General features: G+C 65.8%; 17 protein-coding genes. 8 read left to right on the forward strand and 9 right to left on the reverse strand.

Annotation, left to right across the window (positions count from 1 at the left end):
* The first annotated feature begins 116 nt into the window (after positions 1-116).
* Positions 117-2,552 (forward strand): DEAD/DEAH box helicase, encoded by a 2,436-nt coding sequence (locus tag ACJ70B_RS08510; protein WP_408959968.1) that lies wholly within the window; start codon positions 117-119, stop codon positions 2,550-2,552.
* A gap of 108 nt (positions 2,553-2,660) precedes the next feature.
* On the opposite strand, the gene ACJ70B_RS08515 is transcribed toward ACJ70B_RS08510, so the two are convergent.
* The 4 genes from ACJ70B_RS08515 to ACJ70B_RS08530 all read right to left on the reverse strand — a co-directional run bounded on the left by ACJ70B_RS08515 (position 2,661) and on the right by ACJ70B_RS08530 (position 5,834).
* Positions 2,661-3,155, reverse strand: a complete 495-nt coding sequence (locus tag ACJ70B_RS08515; RefSeq protein ID WP_408959969.1) for a hypothetical protein — start codon at positions 3,153-3,155, stop codon at positions 2,661-2,663.
* Between the two features lie 254 nt (positions 3,156-3,409).
* On the reverse strand, positions 3,410-4,270 hold the full coding sequence (locus ACJ70B_RS08520; RefSeq protein ID WP_408959970.1) for a phosphatase PAP2 family protein: 861 nt from the start codon (positions 4,268-4,270) through the stop codon (positions 3,410-3,412).
* Between the two features lie 245 nt (positions 4,271-4,515).
* Complete coding sequence (locus ACJ70B_RS08525; RefSeq protein ID WP_408959971.1) at positions 4,516-5,304, reverse strand: Sjogren's syndrome/scleroderma autoantigen 1 family protein; 789 nt, start codon at positions 5,302-5,304, stop codon at positions 4,516-4,518.
* Positions 5,305-5,375: 71 nt separating this feature from the next.
* Positions 5,376-5,834: a TIGR00725 family protein gene (locus tag ACJ70B_RS08530; protein ID WP_408959972.1), complete on the reverse strand. Its 459-nt coding sequence runs from the start codon at positions 5,832-5,834 to the stop codon at positions 5,376-5,378.
* A gap of 171 nt (positions 5,835-6,005) precedes the next feature.
* Here ACJ70B_RS08530 and mdh point away from each other — a divergent pair, with 171 nt between their 5' ends.
* Positions 6,006-6,920 (forward strand): malate dehydrogenase, encoded by a 915-nt coding sequence (mdh, locus tag ACJ70B_RS08535; protein ID WP_408959973.1) that lies wholly within the window; start codon positions 6,006-6,008, stop codon positions 6,918-6,920.
* Positions 6,921-6,987: 67 nt separating this feature from the next.
* Here mdh and ACJ70B_RS08540 read toward each other — a convergent pair whose 3' ends face one another.
* On the reverse strand, positions 6,988-8,193 hold the full coding sequence (locus tag ACJ70B_RS08540) for a carbohydrate-binding protein (RefSeq protein ID WP_408959974.1): 1,206 nt from the start codon (positions 8,191-8,193) through the stop codon (positions 6,988-6,990).
* Between the two features lie 318 nt (positions 8,194-8,511).
* Positions 8,512-8,757 (reverse strand): ferredoxin, encoded by a 246-nt coding sequence (locus tag ACJ70B_RS08545; RefSeq protein ID WP_408959975.1) that lies wholly within the window; start codon positions 8,755-8,757, stop codon positions 8,512-8,514.
* A 114-nt stretch (positions 8,758-8,871) separates the two neighbouring features.
* Between ACJ70B_RS08545 and ACJ70B_RS08550 the strand changes: the two genes are divergently transcribed.
* On the forward strand, positions 8,872-9,657 hold the full coding sequence (locus ACJ70B_RS08550) for a class I SAM-dependent methyltransferase (protein WP_408959976.1): 786 nt from the start codon (positions 8,872-8,874) through the stop codon (positions 9,655-9,657).
* Between the two features lie 95 nt (positions 9,658-9,752).
* On the forward strand, positions 9,753-10,958 hold the full coding sequence (locus ACJ70B_RS08555) for an anion permease (protein WP_408959977.1): 1,206 nt from the start codon (positions 9,753-9,755) through the stop codon (positions 10,956-10,958).
* Positions 10,959-10,970: 12 nt separating this feature from the next.
* Here ACJ70B_RS08555 and ACJ70B_RS08560 read toward each other — a convergent pair whose 3' ends face one another.
* Positions 10,971-11,405, reverse strand: a complete 435-nt coding sequence (locus tag ACJ70B_RS08560; protein WP_408959978.1) for a universal stress protein — start codon at positions 11,403-11,405, stop codon at positions 10,971-10,973.
* 474 nt (positions 11,406-11,879) lie between these two features.
* On the opposite strand from ACJ70B_RS08560, the gene ACJ70B_RS08565 reads away from it, so the two are divergent.
* Entirely contained in the window at positions 11,880-14,246 is a 2,367-nt protein-coding gene (locus tag ACJ70B_RS08565) for an ATP-dependent DNA helicase (RefSeq protein ID WP_408959979.1), read from the forward strand.
* On the forward strand, positions 14,246-14,755 hold the full coding sequence (gene cgi121, locus ACJ70B_RS08570) for a KEOPS complex subunit Cgi121 (protein WP_408959980.1): 510 nt from the start codon (positions 14,246-14,248) through the stop codon (positions 14,753-14,755). The genes ACJ70B_RS08565 and cgi121 overlap by 1 nt, the downstream gene beginning before the upstream one ends.
* An 18-nt stretch (positions 14,756-14,773) precedes the next feature.
* Here cgi121 and ACJ70B_RS08575 read toward each other — a convergent pair whose 3' ends face one another.
* Both ACJ70B_RS08575 and ACJ70B_RS08580 read right to left on the reverse strand, forming a co-directional pair.
* Positions 14,774-15,586 carry an iron-sulfur cluster assembly protein gene (locus ACJ70B_RS08575; protein ID WP_408959981.1) on the reverse strand — a complete coding sequence of 271 codons (813 nt, stop codon included), beginning with the start codon at positions 15,584-15,586 and terminating at the stop codon, positions 14,774-14,776.
* The gene (locus tag ACJ70B_RS08580; protein ID WP_408959982.1) at positions 15,586-16,650 is read right to left on the reverse strand and encodes an amidohydrolase family protein; all 1,065 of its coding nucleotides are present in this window, start codon (positions 16,648-16,650) and stop codon (positions 15,586-15,588) included. The genes ACJ70B_RS08575 and ACJ70B_RS08580 overlap by 1 nt, the downstream gene beginning before the upstream one ends.
* Before the next feature lie 186 nt (positions 16,651-16,836).
* Between ACJ70B_RS08580 and ACJ70B_RS08585 the strand changes: the two genes are divergently transcribed.
* Positions 16,837-17,880, forward strand: a complete 1,044-nt coding sequence (locus ACJ70B_RS08585) for an NAD(P)-dependent alcohol dehydrogenase (RefSeq protein ID WP_408959983.1) — start codon at positions 16,837-16,839, stop codon at positions 17,878-17,880.
* Between the two features lie 147 nt (positions 17,881-18,027).
* The gene (locus ACJ70B_RS08590; protein WP_408959984.1) at positions 18,028-19,395 is read left to right on the forward strand and encodes an NADH:flavin oxidoreductase; all 1,368 of its coding nucleotides are present in this window, start codon (positions 18,028-18,030) and stop codon (positions 19,393-19,395) included.
* Positions 19,396-19,400 lie beyond the last annotated feature (5 nt).

The raw sequence follows: 19,400 nt of genomic DNA on the forward strand, positions 1-19,400 counted from the left end.
TCGGCTCGACGGATTGAATCGGTAGCGCGACGTGGCGTCTCGTCACCGCTCGAGCGCCGGACCACTTTCACCGCGGTACGAGAACCCTTATTCGAAGCGGGGATGAACGCCCGGTAATGGCAGCGACGGACGAGGACGCGACGACGCCGTCGATCGAGCATCCGCTCCTCGAACCCGACTTCTTGGAACGGCGACTCTACCAGCTGAAACTCGCGGGCACGGCCGCGAACCACCACACCCTCGTCTGTCTCCCCACGGGGCTGGGGAAGACGACGGTGAGCCTGCTCGTGACGGCGCGCAGACTCGAGGAGGTCGGCGGGACATCCCTGATGCTCGCGCCGACGAAACCACTCGTCCAGCAGCACGCGGACTTCTATCGCGAGGCCCTGCAGATCCCCGACGATGAAATCGTCGTCTTCACCGGCGACGTGAGCCCCGACGACCGCGCCGAGACCTGGGAGTCGGCGACGGTCGTAATGGCGACCCCGCAGGTGATCGAAAACGACCTCGTCGGGAGCCGCATCTCGCTTGCGGACGTGACCCACATCACGTTCGACGAGTGCCACCGCGCGACCGGCGACTACGCCTACAACTACATCGCCGAGCGCTACCACGAAGACGCCGATCAGCCGCTCGTGACGGGCATGTCGGCCTCGCCCGGCGGCGACGAGGAGGCCATCCTCGAGGTCTGCGAAAATCTCGGCCTCCAGGAAGTCGAGGTGATGACCGAAGAGGACGCCGACGTCGACGAGTTCACACACGAGACCGACGTCGAGTGGGAGCGGATCGACCTCCCCGAGGAGGTCATAGAAATCCGGGATGCGCTTAACGAGGTGATCACAGAGCGCCTCGAGAAGCTCAAGGAACTGGGCGTAGCGAGTTCGACCCAACCCGATCAGTCCCAGAAGGATCTCAACCGGATACGGGCCGAACTACAGCAGTTGATCGACAACGACCAGTCGGAGGGATTCGAGGGGATGTCGATCCACGCGGAGGTGATGAAGCTCCGACAGGCCGTCACCCTCGTGGAGACCCAGAGCGTCGAGGCGCTGCGCCGGTACTTCGAGCGCCAGCGCAATCAGGCTCGCTCGTCGGGCGCGTCGAAGGCGAGCCAGCGGATGGTCTCCGATCCTCGCGTCCGCGAAGCCATGCGAAAGGCCGAGAGCTTCGACGAGCTCCACCCCAAGTACAGCAAAGCGCGGATGCTACTCGCCGAAACGCTGGGGCTCGAGGGCGGCGAGCGCGTCATCGTCTTCACCGAGTCCCGGGACACGGCCGAGGCGCTGACGGAGTTCCTCTCGGAGAGCTTCGACGCCAAGCGGTTCGTCGGACAGGGCGACCGCGAGGGCTCCGACGGGATGACCCAGAAACAGCAACAGGAGGTGTTAGACGAGTTCCGCGCCGGCGAGTTCGAGGTGCTGGTTTCGACCTCCGTCGCCGAGGAGGGCCTGGACGTGCCGGAAGTCGACCTCGTGTGCTTCTACGAGCCTGTCCCGACCGCGATCCGCTCGATCCAGCGGAAGGGTCGGACTGGCCGCCAGTCCGAGGGCCGCGTCGTCGTCCTCATGGCCGAGGACACCCGCGACGAGGCCTACTTCTGGATCTCGCGCCGCCGTGAGAAGGAGATGGAGTCCGAGCTGCGCGACCTGAAGGGGATGGCCGACGACTTAGCGGATGAACTCGACGACTCCCAGCAGTCGCTTGCCGATTTCGAGGACGACGGAGAACGCGGAGCGAAAGTAAACGGCGACGGCGAGACCCCCGACGCCGTCGGCGACTCTTCCAGCGGAAGCGGAGGGGTCGGCGACCGGCCGGGACTGCAGGAGTTCGACGACGGAGCCGACACCGCTGAGTCGGCAGACAACGCGGCCGAAACGCACGAACCGCACGCCGAGGGCGAGACCGTCGAAATCGTCGCCGATCAGCGCGAGATGGACGCCAACATCGCCCGAGACCTCTCGCGACGGGAGGAAATCGACGTGCGCCTCGAGACGCTCGAGGTCGGCGACTACGTCCTGTCGGATCGGGTCGTCGTCGAGCGCAAGTCCGTCGCGGACTTCGTCGACTCGCTGGTCGGCGGCGACCGGTCGGTCTTCGAGCAGGTCGGCGCGATGGCCCGCCACTACTCACGGCCGATCGTGATCGTCGAGGGCGAGGGACTGTACGAACAGCGCGACGTGCACCCGAACGCGGTACGAGGCGCGCTCTCGAGTCTCGCCGTCGATTTCGGCGCGAGCGTCTTGCGGACCGAACGCGAGGACGACACGACCGAACTGCTCGCGGTGATCGCCGGCCGCGAACAGGCGACCGCCGACCGCGAGGTGTCGGTCCACGGCGAGAAGGGCAGCAAGACCCTGAGCGAACAACAGGAGTACGTCGTCGCCTCCATCGCCGAAATCGGACCCGTCACGGCACGATCGTTGCTCGAGGAGTTCGGCACCGTCGAGGGCGTGATGATTGCGACCGAAGACGAGTTACAGGCGGCCGATGGCGTCGGGACGGTAACTGCAGAGCGGATTCGGGAGGTCGTCGGGAGCGACTATTCGGGGTAGCGGATCGGGATCAACGGCACGATATTCCGATACCACGTAGGAGCGAAGCAGGCGAAGCCAGCCGTCTCATTTCGAGTCACGAAGAACGGATTACCGACCGAGCGCAGTTCAGTCTCGATTCGGTGACGTTCGCAAGGCAAAGACGACTGAGATGACGATACCAACTAACGCTGTGCTGATACCGAATCCGGGGATCTCATCGCCGCCGTCAGTTGCAGTACCCTCGGTACCGGTGGTGTTCGATCCACCATCCCCAGTGTCCGTCGCCGATTGATTGTCCTCAGTGACCGCCTCGTTGACGACGAGTATTCCGGCATCCTCTCGTTTCCCATCGGTCGTTATCGCGACGGGGTACTGGTCCGGTTGGAGGCGTTTCCCGAGGTCGGTTTGTGATTTGTTCGTGACTTCTGCCCCATCGCCTGCGCTGAACGCATCGTCGGCGGGGCCATCGCCGAGCGAACCGGTGTCAAGGAAGACAGGTGCTTTCCCGTCACCGTCAGTATCTATAACGGTGGCGGTCGCGCTGAAATCAGCGTCCTCTGTCCCGTCTATCGCCGTGTTGTTGATCCGTACCGTCGCTTTGTCAGTGCCGGTAACGGTCATGTTGAGGGTGACTGTTTCACCCTGTTCGGCAGTCCAAGTGGACTGTTCCAGCCGAACGCTCGACTCCGATGCGGCGACGGTGGAAGGCGTAACGGCAGCGATTACGACAACTGCTACAAGGATTACTCCAAAGGAATGGGATTTCCTATTCATCATTTGTCATCCTATCGGGTATTTAGATGAAGGTGGTAAATATGTTGCTATAATAAGTAGGTTGTTTGAAAGGACGGCGCAACGAGTGAGCGACGGCGGAGTCAGTCGTCGGACTCAGAGGTAATTCCGTCCGTCGCCTCGTCGAGGGGCGGCGTCGGATCGGTCCCTCCCTCCGCCCGGCCGACGAGTCGCTCGGCTGCGAACACGCTGCCGACGGCGAGGACGATTCCCGCGATCACGTCGATCAGCCAGTGGATGCCCAAGAACATCGTCGAGAAGACGACGCAGGTCGCCACGATCGAGGCGATTCGGAACCAGCGCGGGTACTCCTCGCGCGATCGCCAGGCGAGTAGCATCACGACGACCGACAGCGACGTGTGCAGCGACGGGAAAACGTTCGTGTTCGCCGAGACGGCTGCCGTCATGTCTTGTGTTTGCGGATAGAACTTGTACATAAGTCCGGAGACCGACGAGAGGTGATTTCGCGGGCCGTAGACGATAAATAGCGTGTAACACAGCGAGCCGATCGCGTAGTTGCACACGTAGGCGACGAGGAGTTCCTTGAGGTGGCGCTGGGTCGGCAGCATGAAATAGAGAATCGGCGCGGTCACCAGCAGGAACGGGAAGCCGAACATGTACATCGCCGAGAAGAACTCGAGCGTGCCCGGGTGCGGGATGACGTTTTGCAGGACCGCGACGAACTCGCCTTCGATAGCGTAGATCTCCGCGGTGAGGTCCCAGTCGAGCGCGCGCGAGATTTTCAGGCTACGTTTATGTGTCGCCCGCTTCGCCAGGAAAAACAGCGCCGCGACGCCGAGATACGGTGCGATCTCGAGGAGCCGATCGTCGAGTTCGGCCGCGGTTCGACGGAGGCCCGTTCGGCCGACGCAGAGCGTGGTGGTTCCGACGAGGCCGGTGCAAACGACGAGTATCGTGAGTAGTACGACGAATCCAAGTGCCATCGTTGGATATGTAGTGGGTGACTGGGTCGACGATCGGTCGCGGCGAGCACGCCGGCAGCCGTGGAGGGCGGGCGCGGTCGGAACCCGACTGCCACAGCAGCGAGACCGGCCGGCCGAACGCGATTTATCGAACGGTTATATATTTTTGCTAAACTTATACCTGCTGGTATATGTTTCCCGTCGGAATCGATCGATGCGGTCTCGGCTTGAATCGAAGCGCGTCTGCTCTCGCATAGCCGAAGGTGTTACCGCAGCGTCGACAGCGTCTCGCCGGCCTCTCGAGCTGCCTCGAGGCACTCGCGTGCGTGTTTAGGATCGTCGGTTGCGGCGGCCTCCGCGGCGAACTTCTCGAGGGCGCGGACGAGGTCGTCGCGGGCGGCCTCGAGACCGCCGTCGACCGAGGGAGGACTCATCGCGGCGTCACGCCGAGACGAGGCGGCAGTGGCCGATCGGCCGTCGGCAGCGTCGGAGGAGGCGGACGCGCCGTCAGACGGCGGTGTCTGCCGGCGGTCGTCGGATCGAGGCGCTGGCGACTGTGGCTGTGGGTCGGCACTCGAGGCGGCCGCCTCGGAGCGGGAGTCACGGGCACCGTCGTCGCCGCGCTGGCGGCGGACAGCGGTCGAGTCCGCGTTGGCGTCGGCCACCGAGTCGGCTTCAGCGCTGGTGGCGGCGGTCTCCGGCGTCGAGGCGGTCGTCGCGTCGGTCCGCGTTTCGTCGGCGCGTCCAGCGTCAGCCGTCGCTTGCCCGGCGGGCTCTTCCGTGGCGGACTCGTCCGTCGACGACTGGCCGTCGGCCGGCTGGGCCTCGAGGTCGGTTCCCTCGACGGCGTCGGGGTTGCCGTGACAGCTGGGACAGAAGGTGGTCCCGTTTTGCTGGAAGAGCGGGTCGCCGCAGGTACCACAGTGGGCGTTGGTCATCGTCGCGCCCTTGAGCAGCAGATCGCTCATCCGCTGGGTCGCCTCGCGCTCTTCCTTGTCGCGTTCGTACTTCTCGCGAAGCTTCTCGCGCTCGGCTTCCTTGTCGAAGTCGCTCATGTCCGTTGAGACGTGTCCGAGCGTCGAAAAAGCTGCGACACCCGACAGTCAACGAGTCGCGACGGGTCCGATCACCGGTCTGTGGCGACCTCGACGGCGTCGACCGCGGCCGCCGGGGTTTCGACGGTCTCGAGGTCGATCTCGAGATCCGACAGCGCGTGGGTCTCGAGGCCGACGATGGGTCGGTCGTAGATGCCGGCGAAGCCGATTTCCGAGAGCGTGCCGACGCCGCCTGCAAGCGCGATGACGGCGTCACCGTTCAGCGGGACGAGGGCGTTTCTGGCGTGGCCGAGGCCGGTTGCGATGGCGATATCGACGTCGTCGTTCGCCCGTTCGCGGTCCTCGCTCGGCAGAATTCCGATCGTCGTCCCGCCCTCTTCTTTCGCGCCGTGACAGACCGCTTCCATCGTTCCGCCGCGGCCGCCACAGACGACGGTGTGTCCGCGGCTGCCGAGTTCGCGGCCGACCGCCTCGGCGCGGGCCGCCTGTTCGTCGGTGACCGTGCCGCCGCCGATGACGCTGACGCGCATCGAGAGAACGGTCGCGAGCCCGAGATTTGATCGGTTCGGTCTCGCGGCGAACCGTGGGAAATCGGGCCACGGCCACAGCGTTCGTCGTTCGTCGTAATATGCATCGTCAAACTGTCCGAAGTCGTGGGTTTCGACGGATTTAACGCGGATGCGGGTGGAGTAAAACGTGGTATGACGAAAGTTAGCGTGGTCGGCGCGGCCGGCACCGTCGGGGCCGCTGCGGGCTACAACATTGCGCTTCGGGACATCGCGGACGAGCTCGTCTTCGTCGACATTCCGGACAAGGAAGACGACACGATCGGACAGGCCGCCGACGCCAACCACGGCGTGGCCTACGACTCGAACACGACGATCCGGCAGGGCGGCTACGAGGACACCGCCGGCTCGGACGTCGTCGTCATCACGGCGGGTATCCCGCGCCAACCGGGCCAGACGCGGATCGATCTGGCGGGCGACAACGCGCCGATCATGGAGGACATCGGCACCTCGATCGCCGAGCACAACGACGACTTCGTCACCGTCACCACGTCGAATCCCGTCGACCTCCTGAATCGGCATCTCTACGAGACGGGCGATCGCGCCCGCGAGAAAGTAATCGGCTTCGGCGGCCGGCTCGACTCCGCCCGCTTTCGCTACGTGATCTCCCAGCGGTTCGACGCGCCGGTCCAGAACGTCGACGCGACCATTCTCGGCGAACACGGCGACGCGCAGGTCCCCGTCTTCTCCAAGGTTCGGGTCAACGGGCGAGACCTCGAGTTCGACGAGGACGAAAAGGAGGAACTCCTCTCCGAACTCCAGACCTCGGCGATGAACGTCATCGAGAAGAAAGGCGCGACCCAGTGGGGGCCGGCGACCGGCGTCGGCCACATGGTCGAGGCCATCCTGCGCGATACCGGCGAAGTGCTGCCTGGCAGCGTCAAACTCGAGGGCGAGTTCGGCCACGAGGACACCGCCTTCGGCGTTCCGGTCAAGCTTGGCTCCGACGGCGTCGAGGAAATCGTCGAGTGGGACCTGACCGAGTTCGAGCGCAACCAGCTCGGCGAGGCCGCCGAGAAGCTCTCGGAGCAGTACGACGAAATCAGCTAAATCCGCCCGACTCCGACGTTTTTCCGCGAGAACGGCCGGCCAGCGATGGCCGTCTCAGCGCTTTCGACTAGTCGACCGGTTGCCAGACGTACCACGCTTCGTTGTGGGGCTCCTGTCCGCGCGTCCACCACTGGGCTTCCCAGACGGTGCCGTCGTGGGTCACTCGGTCCCCTTGACGGTATACCTGACCGGGCTTCCAGGCCGGGTGGGAGCGACCGTTACCGCCCCCGTTATCCGGTGCCGACCCGTCGCCGCTACTGCCATCGCTGCCGCCGCTATCGCTACCGCTGCCCCCGTCGCTTCCGGTTCCACCGTCGTTATCGCCGCTCCCGCCGTCACTACTGCCGCTCCCGCCGTCGGCCGTCTCGCTGCCGCTCGAGTACGTCTGGCCGTTGATCGTCACGTCGAACGTATCGAACCTGACGTCGCCACTGGTGCCGACCCAGTATTCGGTGCCGAGTTCGATGCCGCTAAGCAGGAGGTCGTCGCTGACGCCGCTGATCTCGGTTTCGACGTAGGACATGATGGCCGTGAGGTCGACCGTGCCCGACGTCGCGCCGCCGGCGAGTCGGAAAATGTGGAAATCCGCGCTGGTCCCGCCGGAATTGTAGGTCGCCCAGTGATCGATGACGTTCCCGTGGTCGTCCTCGATCGCTCCCTCGGCAACCGGCGAGCCGTGGTCGTGGCCGCCGCCCCAGTCGAGGACGAGCATGATCTCGTGGGTGTGGGGCGGGTTCTGACTGTTGGGCTGGCCGTCCATGAGCCACCACTCTTCGGCGAGGTTCCACTCGCCGCCGGAGATGCTTACGTCGGCGTCGAAGGTGAGTTCGAGTTCGTCGACATCGCCGCGCGCAACGGGGAACGACTCGATACCCGTATCGTCGCCCCACGGCTTCGTCCCGACGAGCGCCTGCGGATAATTGGGTTCACCTCCGGTGGTTCTGGTTCCCCACTCGTAGCCGTAGCTGCCATCGTCGGCGGTCCAGACGCACATATCGATGTCGCCGCCGGCCGCGTCGGTCCCCCAGTCGTTGTTGATCAGCAGGAAATCGCCGCCGCCGACCTCGAGCGTGGCGAACGAACCGCATTTTTCAGCGGTTCGGGTCCGGGCGGCGGCGCTCGAGGTGCCCAATACCGTGGCCGCGAGCGCGCTCGCACCGACTTGAAGGAATCGTCTGCGAGATCCACCCGTCGGGAGTCGGTCCTGGTCGTCTCGCTCGAGCGCTGCCGTCGAATCGCCTGTCGTCGTGTTGTCGGAATCGTCTCGTGTCATGGCTCGTGCCGTGTGCCGACGCGTCGTCACCGATCGAACGAGCGAACGCGGTGCCAGCGTCGATCGGGGCCGCGCCGACCCACATAAGTGCCACACCGAGACCTCTACAATACTATAGGTAATATATCATTGAATTTACGAAGTATTCTATTTCTGGCAACGATCCCGGAAACTGTGTAAGTCGATGGGAACGGCGAAACGATGGCTCGAGAACGGTCACAAAACCGCCTGTGGAGGTACATGAGCGCAAGCGGAAACGCCGCCGGAAAAGTCGGCCTCGAGCGGAGACGGATCGAAACGGTCGTCGGTCGACGCGGGTCAGGGAATCAGTTGCTCGCCGTCGTCGTCGTAGATCGTGATGGCGTCGACGGGGCAGGTCCGGGCGGCGAACTTCGCGTCAAGTTCCGCGTCCGCGGGCACCTCGCGGACGAAGACGCCGTCCTCGACCTCCTCGGCCTCCTGGAGGACGGCTTTCCCCTTCGATTTGTCCTTCTCGAAGGCGTCCCACTCGGCGACGCACTGGAACATCCCGATACAGACATCCTCGTCGTACTCGACTTTCATAGGCGAGGGTTGGGTTGATCTCCGTAAATCGTTAGCGGTCGCCGGTCGTGTGACACGTTATTCGGGGCCAGATGTCATCGTAATTTTATTGTCGGTCGTCTCATCGACTCGAGCGTGACTCGCGACCGATCCCGTTCGTCGGCGGAGGGACGGCTCGAGCGGGGCGACCCGCTCGGCCGGGCGATGCTCGCACAGCAGCGCGGCGATCCCGGACGGCTCGTCTATCGCGACGGAGCCGACGCACAGGACGGGAACGTCGCCGAGTTCTACTTCGCGCCGCCGGAGTCGTGGGCACCGGAAACGATCGAGTGTCTCGAGTACCTGTCTGATGCCGGCCCCGTCCTCGACGTGGGCTGTGGCGCGGGAACCCACCTCCTGTGGTGGGCCGACCGCGGCGTCGAGGCGGCCGGCGTCGACGTGAGCCCGAACGCAGTGCGCACGGCCCGCGAGCGCGGGCTCGAGGCCGTGCTCGTCGGCGATATGTTCGACCTGCCGGTCGCGACGGACGCGTTCGGAGCGGTTCAGGCGGTCGGAACGCAAATCGGCCTCGGCCGTTCGCTGGCCGGTATCCGCGAGTTGCTCGCCGAATTCGCTCGCGTCACCGAGGCCGACGGGGTCGCCGTCGTCGACAGCTACAACCCGAACCGGCTGAATGCGGACTTTTTCGGCTACCGTTCGGACCCTCGCGAGGGGATCGCCCACCGATGTTTCCACCTCGAGTTCGAACGCGAAACGGCCGACGGCGAGCGGCAACGAGAAGTCGGGCGGACGCTCCAGTTCCTGCTGTGTTCGCCCGTCCGGCTTCGGGAGGCGACGACCGGCACGCCGTGGGACGTCCGCGACGCGGTCCAGGACGACGGGGCAGCTCGCTACAGAGCGGTGCTCGAGAAACCAGGCTGACGAGTCGGTCGACGGGAGCGCTCGAGCGCAAGCCGCAGCGATGCCGAGGGAACGCTTTTCCAGCGGGTCGTAGAACGGAGACGTACAAGGTCGAAATGGTCGCATTGTCGTTCGCCGTCCTGGTCGGGACCGCCATCCTCACCTGTCTGTTCATGGCGTGGGTACTCGGGGCGAACAGCAACTCGCCGCCGTTTGCCCCCGCAATCGGCGCGAACGCGATTTCGACGATGCGGGCGGCGTTCGTTATCGGGTTGCTCGCCGCCGCAGGGGCGCTCTTACAGGGCGGGAGCATCTCCGAGACCGTCGGCGCGGAACTGATCGACGGGGTCGCGATCACGCCGCTGGCCGCCACCGCCGGCCTGCTGACGGCGGCGACGTTCATGGCGATCGGGATCTACACGCGGTATCCGATCCCCGCGGCGTTCGCGACGACCGGTGCGATGATCGGCGTCGGGCTCTCGCTGGGCGGTGACCCGGCGATAGCCACCTACCGGCGACTCGGCACCTTCTGGCTGCTCGTCCCGATCATGTCCGGTGGGCTGGCGTACGTGACGGCGGTCTCGTTGCGCCGCGACGACATCCCCGAGCCGATCGCCGTCCCGGCGCTCGCGGGACTCGTCGGCGCGATCGTTGCGAACGTCCGACTCGGGATCATTCCGGATCCGACCGCCGAGCAAGGCACCCTCGCGGGGTTCGTCGCCCGGCAGTTCGGCGGTGGCCCGACGCTGGCCGCGGGCGTCGACCTCGGCACCGTCCTCGTCACGATCGCGGTCGGCGCGCTGGCCTTTTACTGGGTGCGCCGGCGCGTCCTCATCGCCGTCGAAAACGGCATCCGCTCGTTCCTGCTCGTGCTGGGCGGCATCGTCGCCTTCTCCTCGGGCGGCTCGCAGGTCGGCCTCGCGACCGGGCCGCTCGAGAACCTCTTTCGTTCTGAACTCGGCTTGCCGGGGATCGCACTGCTCGCGATCGGAGCCACGGGCATCCTCGCCGGAGCCTGGATGGGCGCGCCGCGACTGCTGCAGGCGACGTCGCGAGAGTACGCCCAACTCGGCGTCCGGCGCTCGATCGCCGCGCTCGTGCCGGGCTTTATCGTCGCGCAACTGGCGATCGCACTCGGCATCCCGATCTCGCTGAACAACATCGTCCTCTCCGGCGTGATCGGCGGCGGGCTCGCCGGCGGCTCCGCGGGCGTCTCGCGGCGCAAGATCGGCGTCACGATCGCATTCTGGCTACTGACGCTCGGCAGTTCCGTCGTCGTCGGCTACGGGCTGTATCGGGTGTTCGCGACGGTCGTCGGCTAACCCGTCCGGAACTCACTCGAGGACGGTCACTGGCTCCGCCGTTCGCTCGACCACCGTCGCGGCGATCCCGCGGCCGAGGAAGTGCCTGAGAAACCCGTCCGTCCCGCCGCCGGTGCCGGCCATCACGACGTGGTCGATCCCTTCCTCGGACGCGTAGCGGGGAACAACGTTTCCAGGTCGCCCCTCGGCCGTCTCGATTCGAACGCGGTCCGCCGCCGTGGAATCGGCGACCGACTCGAGCACCGCGGCCGCGCTGGCTCGCGCCTCTGCGGTCCGTTCCTCGTCTCGCTCCAAGACGCCGCCCTCGCTGAGCGGCGCGTCGAGCGGCGTGACGACGGACAGCAGCGTGATCTCGGCGTCAGGGAACGTCTCGAGGGCGTAGGAAAGCGCCTCGTTCGCGCGCGGACGACCGAGTGTCGGAACGAGGATGCGGTCGGGGTCGACCATGGAACGGGGTTCGGTCGCCGGTCTCATCGGTTTGTCGCCCGGTCCGTCGGCGAATCGGTCGATGACTCCGAACAATATATGTTAGTTCGGTAAAATATCCACCATATGCCCGCATTCGGGATTATCACCCCGATTTACCTCGGTATCCAAGCGTTCATCGCACGTCTCGTATATCACGAGGCCGCCACTCACAACCGCCGCTCGCCGCTCGTTGTAGCCGGTAGCGTATTCGTTTGCAGTATCGGTGCTGTATTTATCGTGAACAGCGTTTTACTTGTTCTACTCGTCCAAGCGCTGGCTATCGCGATGTATCGTATTGGCGTATCTAGAAACAAGCCGATCACTCCATAAGAACCGAACACGTCCCGATGTGGCCGAGAGTCGAACCGTTCTTCCTCGGTATCGACCGCTCGAGAGAGCGACCCGAGCCCTCGAGACGACAGTTTAAACCACGGGACGCGCCAAGGACGGGCAATGAATATCGAGGAGCTGTCGGGGCTCCCGCCCGGTGCGACCCGGCACTTCCGGGAGGAGGGCATCGAGGAGCTCTACCCGCCCCAGGCGGAGGCGGTCGAGGCCGGCGCGACCGACGGCGAGAGCCTCGTCGCCGCTGTCCCGACCGCCAGCGGGAAGACCATGATCGCCGCGTGCTCGATGCTGTCGGCGATCGAACGCGGCGGGAAGGCGCTGTACATCGTTCCCCTGCGAGCGCTCGCCAGCGAAAAGAAAGAAGAGTTCGAGGCCTACGAGGAGTTCGGCGTCACGGTCGGCGTGACGACGGGCAACTACGAGAGCACCAGCGACTGGCTTGCGACGAAAGACATCATCGTCGCGACCAGCGAGAAGGTCGACTCGCTCGTGCGAAACGGCGCGGACTGGCTCTCGGAGTTGACCTGCGTCGTCAGCGACGAGGTCCACCTCATCGACGACCGACACCGGGGGCCGACGCTCGAGGTGACGCTGGCCAAGCTCCGCAAGCTCAACCCGCGGATGCAACTCGTCGCGCTCTCGGCGACGGTCGGCAACGCCGACGAAATCGCCGACTGGCTCGACGCCGCGCTGGTCGACACCGACTGGCGGCCGATCGACCTGCAGATGGGCGTCCACTACGGTAATGCCCTGAACTTCGACGACGGCTCGACGCGGGAGGTGCCCGTGCAAGGAAGCGAGAAGCAGGAGGCCGCCCTCGTCCGCGATATCTTACAGGAGGAGGGCTCCTCGCTCGTGTTCGTCAACTCCCGGCGCAACGCCGAGGCCGCCGCGGGTCGGCTCGGGGAGGTCTCGAACACCGAACTGACCGCCGAGGAACGGACCGAACTCGCGGACCTGGCCGACGAGATCCGCGACGACAGCGACACCGAGACGAGCAACGATCTGGCTGACTGCGTCGAGCGCGGCGCGGCCTTCCACCACGCCGGCCTCTCGAGCACCCAGCGAAGCCTCGTCGAGGACGCCTTCCGCGACCGGCTGCTGAAGGTGATTTCGGCGACGCCGACGCTCGCGGCCGGCGTCAACACGCCCGCTCGCCGCGTGATCGTCCGCGACTGGCGGCGCTTCGACCCCAGCGCCGGCGGGATGGCTCCCCTGGACGTACTCGAGGTCCACCAGATGATGGGCCGGGCAGGCCGTCCCGGCCGCGACCCCTACGGCGAGGCCGTCTTGCTCGCGAAGAGCCACGACGAGAGCGAGGAGCTGTTCGACCGCTACATCTGGGCAGATCCCGAACCCGTCCGCTCGAAGCTGGCGGCCGAGCCCGCCCTCCGGACGCACGTGCTCGCGACAATCGCCTCCGGCTTCGCTCGCACGCGAGAGGGACTCCTCGAGTTCCTTGAGGCCACCCTCTATGCGAGCCAGTCGACCGAGCCCGGCCGCCTCGAGACGGTGACCGATACGGTCTTGCAGTATCTCGAGTCGAACGACTTCATTGTCCGCGACAGCGGCGAAAGTAACGACGCTGACGGAGCCGACGGCGGCGCGTTCACCTCGGCAGCGGATCTCGCCGACAGCGGCGGCCGCGACGAAGAACTCGAGGCCACGAGCCTCGGTCACACCGTCTCGCGGCTCTACCTCGATCCGATGAGCGCCGCTGAGATCGTCCACGGCCTCGAGGACGCCGACGAGCGCCCGACCGCGCTCGGACTCTACCAACTGGTCTCGCGGACGCCGGACATGTACGAGCTCTACTTGCGCTCGGGCGAGGACGAGAAATTCGGCGAGCTCTACTACGAACGCGAGGCCGAACTGCTCGGCGACGCGCCCAGCGAGTTCGAGGAGGACCGCTTCGAGGACTGGCTCTCGGCGCTCAAGACCGGCAAGCTACTCGAGGACTGGGCCGAGGAAACGGACGAAGAGCAGCTCACGGACCGGTACAAGATCGGCCCGGGCGATCTACGGGGGAAGGTCGACACCGCCGAGTGGCTGCTCGGCGCGGCCGAGTCGCTGGCCGCCGAGATCGACAGCGAGTGGACCGTCGCGGTCCGAGAGGCTCGTGCCCGCGTCGAACACGGCGTCGGCGAGGAGCTGCTCGAGCTCGTCTCGGTCGGCGGCGTCGGTCGCAAGCGCGCCCGGCGGCTCCACGACGCGGGGGTCGAGGTGCCCGCCGACCTGCGAAGCGCGGACAAGAGCGTCGTCCTCGGCGCGCTCAAAGGAGAGAAAACCGCCGAGACCATCCTCGAGAACGCCGGGCGCGAGGACCCGTCGATGGACGGCGTCGAGGCGAAATCGCCGGGGGCTGGCGACGGTGGAGCGACGGCGGCTTCGAGCGACCGTTCTGACGCGAACGATCCGACGGCGACAGAAACAGACGCCGAGGAGAGCCAATCTCGGCTGGGTGATTTCTGATGGAGGTACTTGAGTGTCGACTCGCGATCGACGATCTGGACGCGTTCGTGGCCGACCTCGGCAAAATCGGCGACCGCCACGAAGTGACGATACAGGCCGTCGACGCCCGCTACGTCGCCGATCGTCCCCACCTCGAGCGGGCCGTCGAACTCGCAGATCGCGCCATCGAGCACGGCGAGAACGTCGCCCGGGACCGCGCCGTCGAGATCCTGCTGTACGCCGCCGGCCGCCGGCAGATCGACCGCGCGCTCGAGATGGGTGTCGGGGAAGGCGAGAATCGGGCCGCGATCCTCATTGACGGCGGAGCGAGCGGCGGTGACGAAGCGACCGCGATCGAGGACCTCGAAGAACTGGGCGCGTTCCTAGAGCGAACATCGACGCTCGCCGACTCCGATGCCGAAACGCTGTGCGAGTTCTTCGAGATTACCGACGCCGAGCGCGGGGCGACCGACGCCTCGCTGTCGGCGCTCGTCCGCGAGCGGGTCGCCCTGCTCGAGGTCGAGAAGTAGCCCGCGGATCGACCGCCATCAGTCGTCGGCCGGCTTCTCGAGTCGTCCCTCCTTCGCCTCCCGAAGTCCGTCGCAGATCCCGCCCTGACTCGACATGTTGACTTTAGCAAGTCGGCCGCGCTGGTGGACGAGGTCGAACGAGTCGGGATCGATCGGCTCGCCTTCGGGCGTCCGGAAGAGTCGATCGGCCGGGTCGGAGACGCGGTCGGTCTCGCGGGCCTTCTCGAGATAGCGCTCGATCGGGGCCGCCGGAACGGCGACGGCGAACGCGCGATCGCGGACGTAGACGGCGACGGTCTCGTCCGTGCCGTCGGCCGAGTCGTCCGTTATGCCAGCGTCGAGCCCCTCGAGATCGCGACGCCGGAGAGCGACGATCGTCTTCGGATCCAAACCAGACCCGAGCAGCGCCTCGACCGCGTCGTACTGACGGGCCACTCGGGCCTTCTCGTCGAGTTCGGCGCGGACCGCGGCGACGTCACCGTCGGCGTCGGGAAACGCCTCGGCGAACGAGAGGTGGTCGTTGACGCCGCGGTTGATCTCCGTCTCGTGCATGTGCTCGGTGAGCGTGATCCGGACGGTCTCGACGGTCGGCAGGGACTCGATCTCGTCGCGAGCGTCGACGGCCATCATCCAGGCAAAGGCCGGCGAGCACCACGCCGTCGGGAGCGTGAACTCGACCGCGACGCGGGCACCGTCGATTTCGATCCGATCGACGTACTCGAGGGCGACGATCGAGCGGTCGAGTTCCGGATCCGTGACCCGGTCCAGTCGGTCGCGGACGGCCGCCCGAGTGAGCGCGGACGTCGAGCCGTCGGGTTCGGTCCCGGTCATTAGTCGTCGGCCGCCGCGGGTTCCTCGCTGGCGTAGTGGTCACCGAGACCGAACTCCCGGCTGATCTCGTCGTCCTGGAACTCTCGGCGTTTCTCCTCGATGTCGATGTCGTAAAGTTCGGCGGCGTTCTCGCCCATCACCTTCTTTTTCGTCTCTGTGTCCCACTCGACGCCGTACTCCACGCGGTGTTCCTGCGTGAGTTCGGCCTCGAGGACTTCCTCGACGAGCCAGTCGGGGTTCCACAGCGCATAGTCCGAGCCGAACAGGATGCGGTCCTCGCCGAGCCACCAGAGGAGTTCGGACATGATCTCGGAGAATTTGCCCGGTCGGTTCTGGGCGAACGGCGCGGCGACGGCCAGTCCGCCGTAGACGTTGTTCTCCTGGGCGGCGATCCAGCAGAAGTCGTCCAGCCGCGGCAGACCGACGTGTTCGACGATGAAATTGAGTTCGGGGAACGACGAGGCCGCGTCGTCGACGTCGGCGACGTCGAAGGCGTCGCGATTCAGCGGCCGAATGGTCGGGCCCTTGTGAGCGTGGATGTTGTCGATGCCGAGTTCGGCGCACTTCTCGAGGTACTCGAAGGCGTCCTCGTCGTCGAGACGCCACCCCTTCGAGTCACCGCGCCACTCGGCGGTGTAGAGCTTGACCCCCGGAATTTCGTATTTCTCGTGGAGGTCCTCGAGGTACTCGAGGCCCGCCTCCCCGTCGCGGGGGTCGAAGGAGCCGTTGAGGACGAATCGCTCCGGATACTCGGTTGCGAGTTCGGCGTTCTGCTCGGTGGTGTTGAATCCCTCGACGTAGAAGTCAGAGAGGTACGTCGGCTGGAAGATCGCCATATCCGCGGCCGCGTTTCCGAACAGGTCCTCGACCATCCGGTCGGGACCGTACTTCCGGTACTCCTCGATGCTCCACTGGCGGTCCTCCGGCGTGAACGTCGTGTGATAGTCGTAGAAACACTGGATGAACTCCTCGCCGCCGTCGTGGTCGATGTTCTCCGCCGTGGCGTCCCACAGGTGCACGTGCCCGTCGATGACGAAGATTTCAGCTCCGTTGTGCTGGTACATCGCACACTGAAGATCGTTACCACACTACATTACTCTTTTTCAGACACGACTGAGTTACGCTCCGACATCACTGTTACCCGCCTAAATGAGGATTCTCTGGTATCGACAGCAACAATCGAACAGTCGTACGAAGCGATACGGGCGGTGAACGTTATCACCGATGACGGTGAATTGTGAGCCAGTCTCATGCAAGCAGCCAGGCTCCACGAGTACACCGACGACATGAGCGATGCATTGCAGATCGACGAGGTTGACCGACCCGATATCGAGCGGTCCGACGGCGTTCTAGTCGCGGTCGAGGGCGCGGGCTGGTGTCAGACAGACAACCACATCATCGAGGGAATGTGGGCCGACTACGCGCCCCAGGACCTGCCGATGACCCTCGGTCACGAGAACGCCGGCGTCGTCGCCGAGACCGGCGACGAGGTGACGCTGGTCGAGGAGGGCGATCCCGTAATCTGCCATCCCGTCCAGACCTGCGGTATCTGTCGCCCCTGTCGACTCGGCGAGGATATGTACTGCGAGAACAGCGCGTTCAACGGCCTCACGACCGACGGCGGCTTCGCCGAGTACCTGCAGACCAACGAGCGCGCGGTAATTCCCCTCCCCGACGGCGTCGACCCGACCGATATCGCACCGCACGCCGACGCTGGAATCACGGCCTACCACGCCGTGAAGAAGGCGGTCGACGAACTGCACCCCGGCGATACCAGCGTTATCATCGGCGTCGGCGGCCTCGGCCACATCGGCCTCCAGTGTCTCGAGGCGATGAGCGCCGCCGACATCGTCGCCGTCGACATCAAAGACGAGGCGCTCGAGTTGGCCGAAGACCTGGGGGCGCGACACACTGTCAACTCCGCCGAGGAGGACCTCGCCGACGTGATCGCGGACCTGACCGACAACGAGGGGGCTCAGCAGGTGATCGACTTCGTCGGCGGCGACGAGACGACCGGGATGGCCCCCGATATCGTCGCCGCCGGCGGCGACCACCACGTTGTCGGCTACGGCGGTCACGTCCACCAGCCGAGTCAGGCCCTGGTCAACGGCGAGTTCTCCTACCGCGGGACGCTGGTCGGCAAGTACGCCGAACTTCAGGAACTGGTCGCGCTCGTCGAACGCGGCGCGGTCGAACTCCGCACCGAGCGCCACGACCTGAGCGAGATCAACACGGTCGCGGAGCGACTCGAGCACAACGAAATCGAGGGGCGAGCGGTCGTCCAGCCGCCCTGACGGAGGGGGCACCGCGTCTCGGGTGAACGGATCGGTCGAAAAACGGGGCGTTTCGCGTCCGGCCAGTCCGCAGCGGTCGGGACGTCGACGAGACACGGCACTCGGAATTGGCGCTACGCTCTTGTGTGACCGCGTGATACGCCCGATATGGCCACGCTCGAGGACCCCATCGAAATCGGCGGCGTGACGGTCCCCAACCGACTCTACCGCGCGCCGCTGCTCGAGTGTGCGGGCAACGGCCCCGACGCGGTCGACGCGCTGATCGACGATCTCGAACCCGCCGCAGAATCGGGCGTCGGGCTGCTCTGCCAGGGCGCGACCATCGTCCGCGGGGAGGGCGGCTGTGCCGCGCCGGGGATGACCCGGATCCACGACCCCGACTTCGTCGAGCGCCTGTCGCGGCTGACCGACCGGATCCACGACCACGGAAGCCGTATTTTCATTCAGCTTGAGCACGGCGGGCTCCGGAGCATGGAGACCTGGCACGCCGAGTACCGGGAAGCGCATCCGGACCTCGAGCAACTCGCCGTCTCGCGCCCGCCGTGGCAGTTACGACTGCTCGACCGGCTGGGGTTTCTCGCGTACGACCCGCACGTCCTCTCGACCGACGAGGTGTACGACCTCGCGGCTGACTTCGGCCGTGCGGCGGCGAACGCAGTCGCGGCGGGCTACGACGGGATCCACCTCGCCGGAGCCAACATGGGGATCGTCCAGCAGTTTCTCTCGCCCTTCTACAACCGTCGCGACGACGAGTTCGGCGGCTCGCCCGAGGCCCGTCTCAAGTTCCTCGCGGTCGTCCACGACGAGATCCGTGAGCGGGCGGGGGACGTACCGATCATGACCAAGGTGCCGGCCGAGACGCCGGCACCGCCGTCGCCGATCGTCCGCCGAAAGCTCTCACTCGAGGACGGGATCGAGATCGCCTGCCGGCTCGAGAAAATCGGCTACGACGCGGTCGTCCCCGTACAGACGTCGGTCGCGTGGGATATGAGCATCGTCCGCGGGGAGTATCCGGCTCGAGCGTGGGAGAACGACGCGCTCCGCGAGGGGTACGACGCGGCCTTCGGCGGAGCGGCTCGCAGGCAGGTCGTCGCGCTAGCGAATCGGCTCCAGTCGTTCCAGTACGATTTCGAGCCCGCGTGGAACGAGGATGTCTGCCGGCGGGTTCGCGAACGGGTGTCGATTCCCGTCCTCGCGGAGGGCGGCATTCGCGAGCGGGCACAGATGGATCGATTGCTCGGCTCGAGCGAGAAGGGCACGAACGGTGTCGGCGAGCGGAAGCCGGCCTGCGACATGGTCGGTATGGCCCGCCCCTTCTACGCCGAGCCGCGGCTCGGGGCGCGGCTGCTCGAGCGCAACTCGCAGACAGCGAATCCGCGCGTCGTCTGCGAGAGTTGCAACAACTGCACGGTGCCACAAGTGACGGGTGCGCCGGGGATCTGTCGTACTCCGGCTGTGCTTCGAAAACGAGGCGAACTCGAGCGAGAAGGGGCCTACGAACGCCTCAAACCGTAACGGGC

It is taken from the genome of Natrinema sp. 74 (assembly GCF_046097095.1).
Lineage (GTDB): Archaea > Halobacteriota > Halobacteria > Halobacteriales > Natrialbaceae > Natrinema.